The organism is Streptomyces sp. NPDC002853, from assembly GCF_053591915.1.
The window spans coordinates 79557-95650 of record NZ_JBSFUS010000014.1; the positions used below are offsets into that span (position 1 = coordinate 79557).

Annotated in this window: 15 protein-coding genes and 1 pseudogene; 11 read left to right on the forward strand and 5 right to left on the reverse strand. The window is 68.5% G+C overall.

All coding sequences use genetic code 11. The features are described from left to right. On the forward strand, positions 1-812 hold an 812-nt coding region (locus tag ACWD02_RS34085), incomplete at its 5' end, for an FG-GAP repeat domain-containing protein (RefSeq protein ID WP_451217861.1). 165 nt (positions 813-977) lie between these two features. Here ACWD02_RS34085 and ACWD02_RS34090 read toward each other — a convergent pair. Continuing rightward, positions 978-1631 (reverse strand): TetR-like C-terminal domain-containing protein, encoded by a 654-nt coding sequence (locus tag ACWD02_RS34090; protein ID WP_451217863.1) that lies wholly within the window; start codon positions 1629-1631, stop codon positions 978-980. Positions 1632-1833: 202 nt separating this feature from the next. Here ACWD02_RS34090 and ACWD02_RS34095 point away from each other — a divergent pair, with 202 nt between their 5' ends. The 5 genes from ACWD02_RS34095 (at position 1834) to ACWD02_RS34115 (ending at position 8127) form a co-directional block, all read left to right on the forward strand. Next, positions 1834-2757 (forward strand): NmrA/HSCARG family protein, encoded by a 924-nt coding sequence (locus ACWD02_RS34095; protein ID WP_451217866.1) that lies wholly within the window; start codon positions 1834-1836, stop codon positions 2755-2757. A gap of 878 nt (positions 2758-3635) precedes the next feature. Beyond that, complete coding sequence (locus ACWD02_RS34100) at positions 3636-3980, forward strand: hypothetical protein (RefSeq protein ID WP_451217869.1); 345 nt, start codon at positions 3636-3638, stop codon at positions 3978-3980. A gap of 380 nt (positions 3981-4360) precedes the next feature. Beyond that, entirely contained in the window at positions 4361-4960 is a 600-nt protein-coding gene (locus ACWD02_RS34105) for a GOLPH3/VPS74 family protein (protein WP_451217872.1), read from the forward strand. A 259-nt stretch (positions 4961-5219) separates the two neighbouring features. Then, on the forward strand, positions 5220-6359 hold the full coding sequence (locus ACWD02_RS34110; protein WP_451218474.1) for a lipase: 1140 nt from the start codon (positions 5220-5222) through the stop codon (positions 6357-6359). Between the two features lie 298 nt (positions 6360-6657). Further along, positions 6658-8127, forward strand: coding sequence for an NAD(P)/FAD-dependent oxidoreductase (locus ACWD02_RS34115; RefSeq protein WP_451217875.1), 1470 nt, complete (start codon positions 6658-6660; stop codon positions 8125-8127). A 67-nt stretch (positions 8128-8194) separates the two neighbouring features. Here ACWD02_RS34115 and ACWD02_RS34120 read toward each other — a convergent pair whose 3' ends face one another. Further along, positions 8195-8761, reverse strand: a complete 567-nt coding sequence (locus ACWD02_RS34120) for a TetR/AcrR family transcriptional regulator (protein WP_451217878.1) — start codon at positions 8759-8761, stop codon at positions 8195-8197. 152 nt (positions 8762-8913) lie between these two features. On the opposite strand from ACWD02_RS34120, the gene ACWD02_RS34125 reads away from it, so the two are divergent. Both ACWD02_RS34125 and ACWD02_RS34130 read left to right on the forward strand, forming a co-directional pair. Further along, entirely contained in the window at positions 8914-10383 is a 1470-nt protein-coding gene (locus tag ACWD02_RS34125) for an MFS transporter (RefSeq protein WP_451218477.1), read from the forward strand. 267 nt (positions 10384-10650) lie between these two features. Beyond that, complete coding sequence (locus tag ACWD02_RS34130; protein ID WP_451217881.1) at positions 10651-11136, forward strand: phospholipase; 486 nt, start codon at positions 10651-10653, stop codon at positions 11134-11136. A gap of 169 nt (positions 11137-11305) precedes the next feature. On the opposite strand, the gene ACWD02_RS34135 is transcribed toward ACWD02_RS34130, so the two are convergent. Further along, entirely contained in the window at positions 11306-12052 is a 747-nt protein-coding gene (locus ACWD02_RS34135) for a phosphotransferase family protein (protein ID WP_451217883.1), read from the reverse strand. A gap of 225 nt (positions 12053-12277) precedes the next feature. Between ACWD02_RS34135 and ACWD02_RS34140 the strand changes: the two genes are divergently transcribed. The 3 genes and pseudogenes from ACWD02_RS34140 to ACWD02_RS34150 all read left to right on the forward strand — a co-directional run bounded on the left by ACWD02_RS34140 (position 12278) and on the right by ACWD02_RS34150 (position 14492). After that, positions 12278-13048 (forward strand): methyltransferase domain-containing protein, encoded by a 771-nt coding sequence (locus tag ACWD02_RS34140; protein WP_451217886.1) that lies wholly within the window; start codon positions 12278-12280, stop codon positions 13046-13048. A 624-nt stretch (positions 13049-13672) separates the two neighbouring features. Then, a pseudogene (gvpJ, locus tag ACWD02_RS34145) lies at positions 13673-13963 on the forward strand (gas vesicle protein GvpJ); the annotation flags it as partial. Between the two features lie 250 nt (positions 13964-14213). Further along, positions 14214-14492 (forward strand): DUF1905 domain-containing protein, encoded by a 279-nt coding sequence (locus tag ACWD02_RS34150; RefSeq protein ID WP_451217889.1) that lies wholly within the window; start codon positions 14214-14216, stop codon positions 14490-14492. 15 nt (positions 14493-14507) lie between these two features. On the opposite strand, the gene ACWD02_RS34155 is transcribed toward ACWD02_RS34150, so the two are convergent. Together ACWD02_RS34155 and ACWD02_RS34160 are read right to left on the reverse strand one after the other, a co-directional pair. Next, on the reverse strand, positions 14508-14741 hold the full coding sequence (locus tag ACWD02_RS34155) for a hypothetical protein (protein ID WP_451217892.1): 234 nt from the start codon (positions 14739-14741) through the stop codon (positions 14508-14510). Between the two features lie 20 nt (positions 14742-14761). Next, positions 14762-15967, reverse strand: coding sequence for an alpha/beta hydrolase family protein (locus ACWD02_RS34160; RefSeq protein ID WP_451217895.1), 1206 nt, complete (start codon positions 15965-15967; stop codon positions 14762-14764). Positions 15968-16094 lie beyond the last annotated feature (127 nt).

Consider the following 16094-nt stretch of genomic DNA (forward strand, 5'->3'; position numbering starts at 1 on the left):
GCGACTTCACCGGCGACGGAAAAACCGACCTCATCTTCCACTACCCCGGCGACCAGAACTGGTGGCTCGGCTCAATCACCAACGGACAACTGAGCTGGACCCTGGTAGGCAACACAGCCGGCTTCGGCGACGTAACCCACAACCCCTTCTGGACGGGCGACTTCACCGGCGACGGAAAAACCGACCTCATCTTCCACTACCCCGGCGACCAGAACTGGTGGCTCGGCTCAATCACCAACGGACAACTGAGCTGGTCGTTCGTGGGGAACACGGCTGGTTTCGGTGACGTAACCCGCAACCCCTTCTGGACCGGGGACTTCACCGGTGACGGAAAGACCGATCTCGTCTTCCACTATCCGGGCGACCAGAACTGGTGGCTCGGCACCATCCAGCTGGTGCCTGCCGAGAACTCTCGGTGCGCGGTGCTTCGCTCGGAAATCACCGGACATTACGCGGCCATCCGCGCTCTCCAACAGACAAGGAACAGCCTTGACCCAAGGCTCGATCGGGCGGAAATCAAGGAGATCAATCAGCAGATCACGACGATTCGCCAGACGATCACGGTAAAGCAGTCCGAAATGGCAGCGCTCGCTTGCCCGGTCACCCCCAACCCAGGCGGCCTGCAGTTGGTCTGGTCACTGATCGGGAACACAGCAGGATTCGGGACACTTGCTGACGGCCGCCCGGTCTGGGCAGGGGACTTCACCGGAGACGGGCGCACCGATCTGCTCTTCCACTATCGCGGCGACCTCAACTGGTGGCGCGGTAGCGTGAGCGGCAGCTTGAACTGGATGTTGGCGGCCAACTGGTAGGCAACTCCACGGGCTGCCCCGCTCGAGCAGCATCGGCTTGCTGGTCCGGAGGAAGGTCAGGGCCATGCAGATGCCATCGAACTCGGCTCACGGGATCGTACAGACGCGGGCCATCTCGTACGGGTGCGGACGGATGCGCGGACCGGCCGACCGTGTCGCCGGGCTTCAGCCTCTGGGGGTGCCGTCGACGAGGGGCAGCAGCACTTGGTCCACCAGGCGGGCTATTCCGTCGAGGTCGAGAATGGCACCGAGCAGGTCCTCCTGCAGGACCATCACCCCGACGACTGCGGCGATCTCCAGCCTGCCCGGTGCCAGCAGAAGCTCGACCCTCTCCGCCGTGATCTCGCCGCGTTCCTGAGCGCGGTGGAGGCAGGCGGCGATTCCCTCGCGCTGCCCGGCGATGTAGCGCTCGCGCAGGGTGTCGGTGATCTGAGGGTGAGAGCCCGTGGCGGCGGCCAGCACGGCCGAGAAGCGACGCCCCTGGGGTTGCAGGCATGCGGAACTGCGGGTCAGCGTGGCGATGAGGTCCTCGCGCAGCGTTCCGGCGGCCGCCACCTCGGCTGGGACGGCGGCAGGGAGCATGAGGCTTTCCAGGGCGTCGGCGACCAGGTCATCGCGCGAGGCCCAGCGACGGTAGACGGTGGCCTTGGCCACCTCCGCGCGCGCGGCCACCACAGCCATGGTGAGATCCGCGGACCCGCTTTCGACGATCAGATCCAGGACCGCTTCGATGATGCGGGCATTGCGCGCCTCGTCGCGGACGGGCCCGAAGGCACCACTGGGGCGCTGGCGTCCAGCGGGGCGGGTCGACCTGGTCATACGCACGACCGTACTCCATCCCCTCCCCCTGCCACGGGCCCTTCCGACCCGTCAGCGGACCGGGGTCACGCACCGCTCACATCTCCGCCCGAGCAGATCACCAACTAGGTACATCAGTGACTCGATACTGTACGGTCTCTAGTTAGCGGGTCTACGTGCCCGTATACCGACGTCACGTGATCAACCGAAAGCAAGGCCCGCTATGACGCACAACGACAAGGCGAAGGTGCTGGTCACCGGCGCAACAGGGATGCAGGGCGGCGGCGCCGCCCGGGCACTCCTCCATGCGGGGCACCCCGTGACCGCGTTCGTGCGCAACCCCTCCTCCGCACCCGCTCAGGCGCTCGCCCGGCAGGGCGTCGCCCTCGCGACCGGAGACATGGACGACCTCGCATCCCTTGAGGCTGCCGGCGCCGGACACGACGTGGTCTTCTCCGTGCAGATGCCGGGCGTCGACCCGGTCGATCCCGGCGCCGAGCAGCGCCAAGCCCGCAATATCGCCACCGCGGCCAAGCGAGCCGGTGTCACGCAGATCATCCACACGTCCGTGTCCGCGACTGGGTGGCGCAGTCAGCACCCGGACATCAAGGGCTTCTCCCCTGCGACGATGGCGTACTGGGACGAGAAGGAGGCCGCGGAGGAAGCGGTCCGGCAGTCGGGCCTGGAGAACTGGACCATTTTCAAGCCCGCCTTCTACATGGAGAACTTCCTCTCGCCCAGGCAGGACTTCATGTTCCCCGAGCTGTCTCAGGGCAAGCTGATCACCGCGACGAGCCCGCAGACGGTGCTGGCGCTCATCTGCGCGGACGACTTCGGAGCCGCGGTCGCCGCCGCCGTGGCCGAGCCCGGCAAGTTCCACGAAGCCGAGATCGAGTTCGCGGGCGACGCGCTGACACACCCCGAGATCGCCGACGCCCTCTCCAAGGCCGCCGGCCGCGAGATCACCGCCGTCTCCGTCCCCCGGGAGGAGCAGGAGCAGCGCCACGGTGGCTTGGCGGACAGCCAGGTCTGGAACGACCTCGTCGGCTACCCGGCACGCCCCCACCACGCGGCCCGCTACGGCCTGACCACGACCACCTTCGAGCAGTGGGCAGCACAGCAGGACTGGACCATCCCGGCCGCCTGAACCCAGTCGGCCCTCCAGCTTCGCTGTGCAGCGATGTTCCCGGCGGCGGCCCCCCGCCCCGCGGCCGGGAGCATCATCTCCCGCGCGAGGACGACCATGCCCCAACCCCTAGCGGCAGCTTTCTGCCCGCGGCGTGACGACGGAGACCACCCCGGCGCGACGGCATGTCACAGCCACTGGTTGATGACAGTGACGAGAACGGTCGCCTCGTAGCGAACCGAGGACTCGTCGTACGGTCTCGCAACGGCGCAGCGCCTCTTGAGGCGGTCGATCCCGCACTCGACCGCGTGACGCAGGTACCCCTCAGCGCATCCCTCGCCCCGCCCACAGTCGCCTTCATCATCCATCGGCTGCCGTCCGCGTGAAGCAGTGTGGCATTGTGGATCAACTAACGATGCGGATGCTGAGCATCAATCCAGGGGGATCCAATGCGTCTTCGTTCTGTCACCGCCTGCGCCGTTCTCGTCGTCCTGTGCGCGACAGCGGGCACAACAGCCTGCTCGTCCACGCCGGATACAGGAGAGACCAAGTCACCCCCCGGTCACACCGCCACCAACCCCACACCCGCGCAAGACGTCAAGGGTGGCATCACGACGGGCAAACGCCGGGCGACAGCGCCCACGACGACCAACGGACCAGACGCGGCCACCCGTCCCGAGTGCGCCACCTCCGCAGCTGAGATCCCGGCCGATTGTGCTCTGGACCTCTCGTTTCCCCACAGCACCGAGGGCCAACCGGCCACTGGATCACCCCGCACCCCATAACCTCGTCCCTCAACCTGCCCTACCCACTTCGCGCTTCGGCGGGGCGTGGTGACCAGGTCGGCCATATGGCTTGGTTCATGGAGACGGCGTGCGAGAGAGTGCTACGGAGCCAGCATGTGGGACGGCCCTTTCTACCGCGTCAGGCGTGATGGATACGAGATCTGTTTCGTGCCCGGTGCGGGAGAGGACCTCGACGCAGTCTGCAACGTGGACATGTGGATCATCCGCGATGACGGCGACCGCTGGTCCGCAACCGTATTCACGCTCGACGAGGTGCACCGCATCATGGATCGCCAACGGCGGGCAGGCGAACCAGAAGGCGACTACTGGTGGTGCTGGGACGGCCTCATCGTCCGCGACGCGGGTGTGGCGTCGATGGTCAAGGTCATCGACGGGCTCGTCGCCGCGGGCGAGCACGAGACGGTCCTTCGCCACGTAGGGCCCGAAGTAGACGTTTGATGTGGTGCAACAACAGGCCCATGCGCCATAGGCCCTATGGCGCATGGTCTGGAGCTTCTTGGCCCCGGCCATGATCTTCTCCGAACTGATGCTCGCGGCGGCGCTGGCCGGAGACAAAGGCGTCGCCACCACACGCGTCCTCACCTGCGAGGCCTTCTGATGGTGAGGGCGGGTGCGAGCTCTTCGGCGCCGCTGGAAGCGGGAAGAAGAGCAGCGGGCCGAGCGCGCCGATGCAGGTAACGACGGCCATCGCTGTATAGGCCGGGCCGCGTGGGCGGGCGGGGTGATACTGATGGGAACAGTCGCCCCGCCAACCGGCTCGGACACAGGCCCGGTTCGCGGGGACGCGCCTTTGTCGATGTCTTCGAGGGGAGCCGTTCATGACCACGGCGAAAGACCTGCTCTTCATCGCCACGGACCCCAAGCACTCCGTGGGCCAGGGCGATCTGTCCCTCGCACTCGCGGGAGCCGAACTGATCGACCTCGTCGGTGCGGGGGCCATCACCGTGGACGGCGACCGCATCGTGCCCACCGGCCGGCCGGCGCCGGAGGACCGCTTTTTGGGCCAGGCCGCGGCACAGCTCACCCCACAGGCACCCCACGAGCAGATCGAGGACTGGCTGTGGCGCCGGGGCCGGGACCTCGCGGCCGCCTACCAGGCCGCCCTGGAGGAGAACGACGAACTCAAGCCGCAGCGAAGCGGCCGGCTGTCCTTCGGCCGGCAACGCCTGGAACCGGTCGATACGCCCGCGCGCCGCCGTGCGGTCGACCGTTGGAAGGAGAAGGAACCCGTTCTGGCGGCCCTCGCCTCCATCGTGGGCATCGGCGACGAACAATCCGACGACGAACCCGGCCCCGATGACGAGGCGGTGACCGCCGTGCTGGCCGCCATCCACGATGCAGTGATGGAACTGGAGGCCGTACGCCAAAGGCGCACCATCGAAAACGCCGCCTACGCCAACCTCTGGCGCGGACCGTGAGCCGAGGCCACCTTCGGGGACACGTCGTACAGGCACCCCTTACTGACCGCTTGCCAAACGAACGCGCGATCCGCGCCCGCATACGGCGACTTGCCTCCCCAGGGGAGGGTGGGAGGGTGCGGCTCTCCCCGTTGGTCGCTCTCGGCTACGTTGGCCCCATGGCGCCCGAGCGCCTGCAGGCCAGGGGACGGCGGGCGCCGGTGGGTGCGTTCGCGAGTTCCACGTAGGTTGATCGTGGGCGGGAGCGGTGACGGTGGCAATGCGGGTGGTTGCGCTGACGGGCGGGCCGGTGGAGTTGCGCGGTGCGCTGGATGTGGAGACCACCTCGGCGGGGGTGATGCCGCGCCGGTTGCCCGCGTGGACCAAGGAGCAGTATCAAGACCCGTCGGTCGACGGGGTGAGCGTGATGCCTTCGGGCGTGCGGCTGGTGTTTCGCACCGACGCCCGTGTGCTGGAGTTCGAGGTGCTCACCTATACAGGGCAGCTCGACGACGACCCTGAGCCTCGCCCGACCGGAATGCTCGAACTGCTGGTGAACGGCGCTCTGATGGAGCGTCGGCAAGCGCCGGTGTGCCATGTGATGCGGATGGCGGGCCCCGGCGGCGCACAGCGCCTGATACCGGGCGAGCCGGGGACGGTGCGGTTCACCGGCCTGCCGGCCGGCATGAAGGACATCGAACTGTGGCTGCCGCAGCAGACCCCCACGGAACTGATTGCCTTGCGCGCCGACGGCGATGTGCTGGCGCCAGGTGCGGACGGTCGGCGCCGCTGGGTTCATCACGGCAGTTCCATCAGCCACTGCCTCGAGGCCGATGGCCCGACCGGCACCTGGCCGGTGGTGGCGGCCTCGCTCGGAGGAGTGGAGGTCATCAACATCAGCCAGCCGGGCAACGCGCTGCTGGACCCCTATGTCGCCCGGACCATCCGCGACATGCGCACCGACCTGATCAGCCTCAAGGCGGGCATCAACATCGTCAGCCTCGCCGCCTTCCGGCGGCGGACATTCGGCCCGGCCGTCCACGGGTTCCTGGACACCATCAGGGAGGGGCACCCGGACACCCCGCTGCTGCTGATCTCCCCCATCAGCTGCCCGGCACTCGAAGACACTCCCGGGCCCACCACCATGGGCGCGAACGGGAGAATCACCGCCGCCGCGGACCCCGCCGGGGTGGCCGCGGGCGCATTGTCACTGGCAGTCGTCCGGGCCGAGCTCGAACGGATCGTGACGCTGCGCCAGGCACGTGACCCCAACCTGCACTACCTCGACGGCCGTAGCCTTCTCGGCCCGGACGAGACGGACGATCTCGCCGACGGCCTTCACCCCACCGCGCCCGCATACCGGCGCATGGGCAAACGCTTCGCCGCCCACGCCTTCAGCAGCGAAGGGCCCTTTTGCTGAGCTACGCGCTTTCAACTCGGCAGGAATGATCCCTTGCTGCCCGCCCATGCTGCCGGCGCGCTCCATATCCGGCACCGTGAGACCCGCCCCGAGCAGCCCGCGCGTGCCCGCATCGCACGAGCCCCTCAAGGCCGACGCCGGCACCCTCCGGAGCCTGATCGTCGCCGCCGATGCGGATACCGGCTGCGGGCGGCGAGGTGGCTGGCAAAGCGTGGGTCGGCAGTGGTCTGATCTTGGCGTCCAAGGATGGCTGGTTGACGGAGGGGCGCTGGCGGCTCCGGTGGCGAGAGGTGTGGGCGTGGCTGCACGACAGGCGGACGTGTTGGTGGTGGGGGCGGGCGTAGTGGGTCGTTCGCTGGCGTTCGCGCTCGCTGCGGCGGAGCCTTCGGTTCGGGTGGTGCTGGCCGGTGACACGGGCGGTGGGACGCCGGCGGCGTCGGGTGCCGCGGGGGCGATGCTCAGCGGGCTGGGTGAGGTCACTGGCCTTGGAGTACGGACCCGGCATGGCCGACTGCGTACGGAACTTGCGATCGAGGCGGCCGGGCGCTGGCCGTCCTGGCGGGAGCAGGTCCGTGCCTGCGCGTCCGATGCTCCGCGGCACGATGGTTACGGCACCGGCACCTTCATGATCTTGAATTCGGTCTCCTCCGCTCTGGACGAGGCCTCGTTCACCGCCGTCGCCCGTACCGCCCAGGAGTACGGTCTGCCCTGTCAGGAGACTGCCCCGGCGGATATTCCGGGGTACCGGCCGCTGGACAACGATCGTGCCCTGCGGGCCTGGTACTTGCCCAACGAGGGCTTTCTCGACGCCCGGGCATGGCTGGCCACCCTGGACGCGGCCCTGGCCGCGCAACCCGGCATCACCCGAACTCCGGCCGGAACCCTCACCGCGGCCCGAGGAGGCGGCTATCTCCTGGAGACCCCCGCGGGCACCTTCACTGCTTCGCGCGCGGTGGTGGCCGCGGGCGCCTGGACCACGCCGACCCTTGAGGCCCTCGACCCGGAACTGCCCGTCGTCCCGGTCCTGGCCGCGGCCGGCACCGCGCTGAGCGTGAGCGGCCCCGAGCCGCTGCCCGCCGTGATCCGCACACCCAACCGTGCCTATGCCTGCGGCCTGCACACTGTCCCCCAGGCGGATGGCACGCTCTACCTCGGCGCCAGCGCGCACCCTTGTCTCGCCCCCACAGCCGGGCCCACCGCCGGGGCGTTGCGCTTCCTCCTCGACGCCGCCCTCAGTCAGCTCGACCATCGTCTGGCTGCCGCGAGCGTTACGCACACCCATCACGGGAACCGGCCTTTGACGTTGGACGGCCACCCTGTCATCGGCCCCACGCCGCGTGAGGGGCTGTGGGTGGCGTCGGGCACTCACCGCGACGGTCTGCACGCCTCCCCCGTGATCGCTGCGACGCTGGCAGTCGCGCTCCTTGCCTCGACCGCCTCGGTCGGCCCGTTGCCTGGCCTGCTGGGCGAGTTCGCGCCATGCCGGGAGCTGATCGCCGACCTCACCGTCAAAGAGGCGGCCGCCGAGGCCGCCGCACATCACGCGGCTCTCGCCGCCGAGGCGCGCATGCGGCCCCCGCTGACCGGCGCGTGGCCCCAGGCACTGGCCGACGGCTATGCCGGCCTGCTGGATCGCGCCTATGCCAACATGCCCGACGGCTACATTCCGCCGCCCGACCTCGCACCTCTCGCCTACGAGAGCACCGGCCCGGCCCTTGCCGAGCTGGCCGCCTCCCATCTGGTCCGCCGTGAGCGGGCCGGCGCCTGACGGAAGTCACCGGGACAGCAGGCCGCCATGCGGCCCCCAAGAGCTGGTCCTGGGGGCCGCATTGGGGTCACAGCAATCGGTCGACCAGTCCGTCGGTGTAGTCCGGGGTGAGCGGGCCCATGCCGAACAGGATGCGGATGTACATCGGGGCCAGGATGTGGTCGAGCACCTCGAGCGCGTCGGGTGCGTTCTCGCCCCGTTCGCGGGCGCGATCGAGCATGGACTGCAGTTGCCGGGTGCGTTCGGCGCGGAGGTCATCACGCGCCTGCATGCCCTGCTGACCGCTGCCGGACAGGGCGACGGCCAGGCGCACCACCGCCAGACCGTCGGGTCCGGTGATCTCGCGGGCCACTTGGGCCGCGTACGTGCGCAGGTCACCGGCCAGGCTCCCGGTGTCGGGCATCGGGGACTGCGCGTTGAGGCGGGTGAGCGCCACATCGGTGAGCAGCGTTTCCAGGTTGCCCCACCGGCGGTAGATGCTGCTGTCGGCCACGCCCGCGCGGGCTGCGACCTCGCCGACGGTGAAGTTGCCGTAACCGCGCTCGCTGATCAGGTCGGTGACGGCCTGGTGCACCTCCGCGCCGACGCGGGCGCTGCGCCCGCCGGGCCGTCGGGCTCGCTGTCGCTCGTTCATGCCCTCCACCTTAACGCAGTCAGTTCTTGCGTTTACGAGAGAGCCTTCCTATAGTCGCCTAACGCAGCCGCTGGCTGCGTTAAAGCGCTCGGGTGAATTGCCACCGGCGTCGGCCGTGGCGGGGCGCAAACAACGATTGAGAGGGAACCCTCATCACTGCATCGCATGCGGCCGCAGGCAGCCGGTCGAACCGGGCCGTGCTGCTCACGGTGACCTGCCTGGGCCAGTTCATGGTCCTGCTCGACAACACGATCGTTGGAGCGGCACTGCCCGACATGCAGCACCAACTGCACACCGAGCTGACCGGTCTGCAATGGATCGTCGACGCGTATGTGCTGCTCGTCGCGATGCTGCTGCTGTCCGGCGGCATCTTCGCCGACCGGTTCGGCCGCAAGCGGGTGTACCTGAGCGGCGTGGTGGTGTTCACCGCCGCGTCGGTGCTGTGCAGCCTTTCGCCGTCCGTCGGCTGGCTGATCGCCGGCCGGGTGCTGCAGGGAATCGGGGCCGCGGCACTGAGCCCAGCCTCGCTGGCCCTGCTCGCCGCCGCCTACCCCGCGCCGCAAGAACGCGTCAAGGCGATCGGGCTGTGGGCCGGATTCAGCGGAATCGGCCTGGCCGCAGGGCCCGTGACCGGCGGCGTACTGACAGAGGCCTTCGGCTGGCCCGCCATCTTCCTGGTCAATCTGCCCATCGGAGTGATCCTGCTCCTGGTCGGTCTGCGCAGCCTTGAAGAGACCCGCAACCCCAGCGCTCCCGCAATCGACATCCCGGGAACGGTCCTGTCCGTTCTGGGGGTGGGGGTACTGACCTACGGGCTGATCGAGGGCGGCGCCCGCGGCTGGACGTCGCCGGTGAACCTGGGAAGCTTCGCCGCCGCGGCGATACTCCTCGCCGCCTTCGTCGCTCTCGAAGCGCGTGCCTCCGCTCCGATGCTGCCGCTACGGCTCTTCCGGCAGCGGCTGTTCACCGTGTCCAACACCGCCATGGTCGTGGTCGGGTTCGCCCTCATGGGTTCGTCGTTCTTCTTCTCCCAGTTCTTCGTGTACGTCCAAGGCAGCTCGATCCTGCGCGCCGGCCTGCAGACACTCCCCCTCTCCCTCGCCATGGTGATCGTCAGCCCCTTCGCAGGCAGGCTCGCCGCCCGGTACGGCTTCCGCATCGTGGTCACGACCGGTCTGGCCATGGCGGGAGGAGGGCTGCTGGCACTGGGCACGGTGCACGCCGACACCGGTTACGAGAACGTGTGGTGGCGGCTGGGAGTCATCGGCATCGGCTTCGCCCTGACCCTGTCCCCACTCACGGGAGCCGCCATCCAAGCAGTCAACCCGCAGGAAGGCGGCCTCGCCTCAGGCATCAGCAGCACCACCCGGCAGATCGGCGCGGTCCTCGGCGTGGCGGTCCTCGGAGCCATCGTCCGCACCCGGCACAGCGGCGGCGCCTCCTTCGAAACAGGTCTCAACAGTGCCTTCATCGCAGCCGGTGCCATCACCCTGGCCACCGCCGTGTTCACCGGCCTGTGGCTGGCACGGTCCAAGCCCGCGGAAGACTCCGCCGCGCCACAACATTCCACTGGTCCGGCTGTAGTCACCGCATCCAACGAAGCACCCGTAAACAGCCGTTGACAACAACAGCCCCGGCCGGGAGGCGTCCCGCTGAACGCTCGTCCAGCGGGACGCCTCCCGGCAATCCGGGGTGCTGGCAGTACGCGCACGGATGGCCCCGCGTGAGAGGCGCGGGGCCGCCTCATGCACCGACCTGGTGGGCTGCAAGCCACCTCAAACCCCCGCCCGCCCAACGGAGTTCACGCGAACGTCTTGTTTGTTGAAGTACCAACTGCGGGAATGAAGAGGCTTGTTGAGACGGAAGTGTCATCCCCCACAGGAGGCCCCATGCGCCGTCGACTCACCGCTCTCGCCGTAAGCACCGCTTCCCTCACCCTGGCCATAGGCGTAGCCGCCTCCCCCGCATCGGCCGTGCCCGCCGACAAGGCCCAGGTCCTCAGCCAGTGGACCCAGACCGACGCGGGCAGTTACAACGCCTGGGTGTCGGCCAACGGCAACCAAGGAGCCTGGAGCGCGTATCAGTTCAACTGGTCCACCGACTACTGCTCCAGCTCCCCCGACAACCCCCTCGGCTTCCCCTTCAAGACGGCCTGCGCGCGCCACGACTTCGGATACCGCAACTACAAGGAAGCGGGCACCTTCAACACCAACAAAGCCCGCGTCGACAGCGCCTTCTACGAGGATCTGAAAAGAGTGTGCGCCAGGTACAGCGGCGCGACGAAGAGCACCTGCAACGGCACGGCCTGGACGTACTACCAAGCCGTCGACAAGCTCGGCTTCACCCGCGTGGTGGGCGACGGGAACGCTGCCTGAACGGGCACGCACCTGGTGGGAACTGCAGACGCGGCGTTGGTCCGGCGAGGTTAGCCGTCGGGCCAACGCCTCGTCAGTGCCCGTTCGTCACTCGTTGCGCCCCCGGACCATGACAAATATTGCGATGGATGAGCCGAAGACCTATTCGCAACAGTAGGGTCCGCGCACCTCACATGCGGGATTTCAGTACGTCGACCTCGCAGCCCGGCGCGGACGGGTCGAAGCCGTGCTCCACCAGCCAGCGCACCCCCAGCAGGCTTCGCAACGAGCCCCAGGCGCGGATCACGTCGAGGTCGACGTCAGTGCCGTAGCCCGCGACGAGGTCGTCCAGGTGCTCCTCGTGTCCGAGCGTCAAGGTGGCGATGTCGTACAGGGCGTCACCCTGACCTGCCTCGGTCCAGTCGATGATGCCCGTGATCTCGTCGCCGTCGACGAAGAGGTGGGCGATCTGCAGGTCGCCGTGCGTGAATGCCGGAGTCCACGGACGGAGCGCTGCCTCGGCGACCTGACGGTTGCGGGTGATCAGGTCGGCGGGCAGGACACCGTTTGATACGAGCCACTCGCATTCACCGTCGAGTTCCGCCGTCAGCTCGTCGAGGTCCCGGCCGGCCCGGCCGGCCCGGGGAGGCAGCGGCGCATCGTGCAGCTTGCGGAGGGCGGCGCCCGCCGCCGCCCACGCCGCCGGGGACGCGGTCGACGGCTCGCCCAAGCGGCCGAGCGCCACTCCCGGGAGCGCGGCGATCGCGAGAACGGGAGGTTTGCGCCACAGCACCTCCGGGGTCGGGACCGGCGCCAGCTCCATCGCCTCGACCTCTACGTCGGTGCGCCCCTGGTCGGCGTCGATCTTCAGGAACACGTCGCCGACCCGCAACGTCGCGCACTCGTGGTGGGCGACGATGACGTTGACTTCATCCATGGCGACCAGTATCGCGAGATCGTCGTCGGCGTCACCGGATTTATCGCGTGGGTCTGCGCGGCAGACCGCGGGACAGGAAGCCGACGTCGGGGCCGAGATGTTCGGTGGAGGTGTCGGCAGGTGTACGGGCACGGTTTGCGCGGGTAGGTAGCCGCGCGTGGCGTATGTCGTCGTCACAACTGCGCGTCTGCGTTCGCGATCTTACGACCCGGGGGGTCACGCCTGATGAGCACAGCAGGGTCTGCAAAGTCAGTGTTAAGGGCAGGGGTCAAGCGTCTCCTGGGACGTGCCGGCTTCGACATCGTTCGGAGCACCAACAGCCGTGGCGGAGTGGATGACTTCATTCCGTTCGAGGCCACGATGCGAGCTGCACGGGCGGCCAATCTGTCAGTCGGCGACTACGTCGACGAGGTCATGAACGGAACACCCGGTGCCACCCAGTCCACCATCGACCAACTACGCGCCCTTGGCGTATTCGCCGCCAACCCCGGCACGGTACTGGAAATCGGGCCCGGCTCCGGGCGATACCTGGAGAAAACGCTGAAGGCGTGTTCACCCGACAGGTACGAGATCTACGAGACCGCCGCCCCCTGGGCCGACTACCTCGTGGACACATACAAAGTGGTCGCCCGACCGACCGAAGGTTGCAGTCTCGCCCCCACACCTGACGGCAGCATCGATCTCGTCCAGGCCCATAAGGTCTTCAACACCGTGACCTTCCTCTGCGCCTCCCGCTACTACTTCGAGATGGCACGCGTCACGCGTCCCGGCGGCCTGATCGTCTTCGACGTGATGACGGAGAACTGCCTGGACCCGGCCACGATGCGCACCTGGGCGACGAAGGGCGGCGCGGGACACGGCTCCTACCCCGCCGCCATGCCCCGCCGGACCTGCGTGGACCTCTTCGCGACCCTCGGCTGCAGCCTGGAGGCCGGATTCCTGGCCCCCATGGGCGTCGCCTCGACCGAGGTACTTGTCTTCAGGAAGAACGCCTGACCGCAAACGACCCGCCACGAGCCCCTGCCGACCCCACAACCATCCGGATTCCGGCAGGGGCAGCCGTGGGGCACCGTCGACGACATCCTCCACGACTGTCGACGACACCCTCTGCGAGGGCCTGCTCTTCCCGCTCCGTGAGGAAGGCGTCTCGCGATGCAGTCTGCGTGAACTTGTTTCCGGCTCTCCTCGCAGGGCAACCGGCAGAGGCAGCACCCGGCGAGGGGCGAAGTCTTTCGCTCGCTCAGCCGAGAAACAGTGTGGAGGCCCGGACGTGCTCAAGACGATGGCAGATGGCGTCCGTGCTGTCGGCGGGGGCGCAGCCACCCTGGCTACGCTTCCTCAAGCGCCCGCGGCCGTCACCGGCGCCGCCGGCCCGCCCCCGCCGAACACCCGGAGGTCCGGGGCGAGTTGCCCCGGGCCGGCCGGGGGAACATCACGCCGAGCACAGACAGTGCAACACGAGTACCGGCCCAGCGTGCCAGTGTGCCGCGTCAGTCGGCGGCCTCGCCCACCCGGCCCCCGGCCAGCCGAAGCCCTGTCACAGGCACCAGGGAGCGAGACCCAGAACCACGCACGAGGACCTGAACCACTCGGCTCAGACGGCATACGGAGGTAGCTGCGATGCTCCCGGCACAGCAGGGTGGCTCCGCACGGGGATCCAGCGGACTGTACGACGTCCTGGAGCTCATCCTTGAGCGAGGGCTCGTCATCGATGCGGAGATCCGCATCTCGGTCATCGGCATCGAGCTCATCAAGATCGACGTGCGGATCGTCATCGCCAGCGTCGACACCTACCTGCGGTTCGCCGAAGCCTGCAACCGGCTCGACCTGGAAGGGGGCCCGGCCCAGCGTCCAGGTCTGCCCGATCTGATCGGTGACATGACCGGGGGCGGATCCGGGAACGAGACGCAGCGCACCAGTTCCACCCGTCGGCACGGCGGGTGACGGGTCACTGCTCCTGCCCCGCCCTGCCCCGCGCGGTGCTTCCAATGACGTGAGCACCCCCCCCGTAAGCACCCCCGTGAGGCGTTTTCGTGGGCCAGCGATGAGTTTTGCCGCCTGCTTCTGTCTGACCTGGTGAACGCCAAGGGAAGCAGAGGCAAGCCATGGGCGATTCCGCCTGCGCTTCTGATCGAAAACTCCTGAACAGGTGGTATCCGAGATGGACGAGCAGTTCACCGCGACCCTGCAGAAGAGCCCGAACAAAGGGGGCTGGACCTACGTCGTGTGGCCCCGGTCGGTTGAGTACTTCGGCACCCGCGGCCTGGTGAAGGTGCGGGGCACGATCGACGGCCATCCGTTCCAGAGCTCGTTCATGGCTCTGGGGAACGGCACGCACAAACTGCCCGTGAAGGCGGACGTACGCAAGGCGATCGGCAAGGAAGAAGGCGACGCCGTGACCATTCGCCTGAAGGAGCGGATGGACGCCACACCTTCTTGAAACAATCACGGAGAGTCACGACAGCGGAGAGAGTGAACCGTACCGTCCCCGGCGCCGGGGCTGCGGTAGTGCGTAGCCGTCCCACAGCACGTCGGCCGACAGGGGGCCCTCGGGCCGCTCGTTCGCGAACCGGATCTCGCACGTGGCCCAGTAGTCGTCGAGGAGATGCAGTAGCCCGAAGGTCAACCGCAGCTGGTCGGCGGCACTCGGATCTTCGGTGAACACATCGCTGGCCCACGTATGCGCCACGGAACTGCCGTCTTGGGTCCTCAGGGAAGGAACATCACTGCCGGGAAGGCCGGGGACGGGCCGTCGAGCAGGTGGCTGCGGCGCTGACGCAGGTGTTCGTCGAAGAACGCGAGCGGATACGCCTGCTGGATCTTCATCGCCTGCGCGGGGTCGAGGGTGCCGATCGTGTCCTGGAGTTGTTCCTTGCTCCATCCGTACAGCTTTGCCACCTGCGGGAAGAGTGCCTCGTTGTCGCCGTAGGAGATGTGAGCGGCGCCCCGCGCCTGAATGTCCAGCCGCCAGCCCCGCAGGTGCGACCAGAAGGCGGCGGCCTCAGGGACCGTGGCCCGGGTGAACTCGGCCGACATCATCATGAACGGCCGGTGCAGGTCGCCGGCCAGCGGCGGCTTCATCTGCATGGGGCCGTCCAGGCTCAGCCCGGCCCGGATGCGCTCGTCCGCGAGCATGGCGCAGGCGGTGGCCGTCCCACCCTTGGACCAGCCGAACACCCCCATGCGCCGCACGTCCAGGGAGCCCCGCAGTCCGGCCGGAAGCTTTCTGTGGCCGGCGTCGGGATTGCGCCCGGCGGCGAGCTGCTCGACGCAGTCCAGGACGAACCGCAGGTCAGCGGCGAAGTCCCCGGGCAGGGTCGGCGCCTGCCTGTCGTCGAGCGGGACGGCGATACGGCCGTCGGGGTACTGGGTGTAGGTGTCGTACTGGTGGGCCACCGTCACCACCGCGTACCCGTGGCTGGCGAGCTCCTGGACCATGACGGTGTGGTCGCCCTGGTGGCTGTGCGCGCCGTGTGAGAACACGACGACGGGCAGCGGAGTTCTCGTTCGGTGCACCGGAGCACCCACGCGGCCGGCGGTCAGCGGCCCCAGCGGGGCCAGATCGCTGAACCCGGCGTCGGTGAGGAACGCCTGAAGAGCGCCGGCCGGCATCCAGGGCGCCACCGGATACCGTCGGGCATCCCGTGCGGGGTACCAGACCGTGGCCATCAGCTCGCGGTAGTGGCCGGGGCCCGCGATGTCGTCCGGGCGTGACCGGTCGATGAGGTGCAGTGGGATCGTGCCCACCGGGTACGGCCCCCTGGGCCCCGGCAGCACCAACCGCCTCGCGCCCGGCCCGGCCCACGCGGAGCCGGCAACGCCGGCGAGTGGTACGGCCGCCCCGGCGGCCAGGGCAGCTCCCAGGATGTGGCGGCGTGTCAAGCCTCTCCGGTGGATGAACGGCGTGGTGGTCATGGGCCCTCCCCTGGTGACGGATCGTCAACCGTGCCCCGCGGCCGACCCGCGGGCACAGGACGACGCTGTCACGTGCCCCGCCCCCGCGGCATCGGTCCGTCGATCACCTGCACACAGATCGCATCAG

What these genes read in the sequence shown, in the direction of transcription:
- ACWD02_RS34090 (WP_451217863.1), bottom strand. Translation starts at nt 1,631, where the DNA reads ATGACCAGGTCGACCCGCCCCGCTGGACGCCAGCGCCCCAGTGGTGCC.
- ACWD02_RS34095 (WP_451217866.1), top strand. Translation starts at nt 1,834, where the DNA reads ATGACGCACAACGACAAGGCGAAGGTGCTGGTCACCGGCGCAACAGGG.
- ACWD02_RS34100 (WP_451217869.1), top strand. Translation starts at nt 3,636, where the DNA reads ATGTGGGACGGCCCTTTCTACCGCGTCAGGCGTGATGGATACGAGATC.
- ACWD02_RS34105 (WP_451217872.1), top strand. Translation starts at nt 4,361, where the DNA reads ATGACCACGGCGAAAGACCTGCTCTTCATCGCCACGGACCCCAAGCAC.
- ACWD02_RS34110 (WP_451218474.1), top strand. Translation starts at nt 5,220, where the DNA reads ATGCGGGTGGTTGCGCTGACGGGCGGGCCGGTGGAGTTGCGCGGTGCG.
- ACWD02_RS34120 (WP_451217878.1), bottom strand. Translation starts at nt 8,761, where the DNA reads ATGAACGAGCGACAGCGAGCCCGACGGCCCGGCGGGCGCAGCGCCCGC.
- ACWD02_RS34130 (WP_451217881.1), top strand. Translation starts at nt 10,651, where the DNA reads ATGCGCCGTCGACTCACCGCTCTCGCCGTAAGCACCGCTTCCCTCACC.
- ACWD02_RS34135 (WP_451217883.1), bottom strand. Translation starts at nt 12,052, where the DNA reads ATGGATGAAGTCAACGTCATCGTCGCCCACCACGAGTGCGCGACGTTG.
- ACWD02_RS34140 (WP_451217886.1), top strand. Translation starts at nt 12,278, where the DNA reads ATGAGCACAGCAGGGTCTGCAAAGTCAGTGTTAAGGGCAGGGGTCAAG.
- ACWD02_RS34150 (WP_451217889.1), top strand. Translation starts at nt 14,214, where the DNA reads ATGGACGAGCAGTTCACCGCGACCCTGCAGAAGAGCCCGAACAAAGGG.
- ACWD02_RS34160 (WP_451217895.1), bottom strand. Translation starts at nt 15,967, where the DNA reads ATGACCACCACGCCGTTCATCCACCGGAGAGGCTTGACACGCCGCCAC.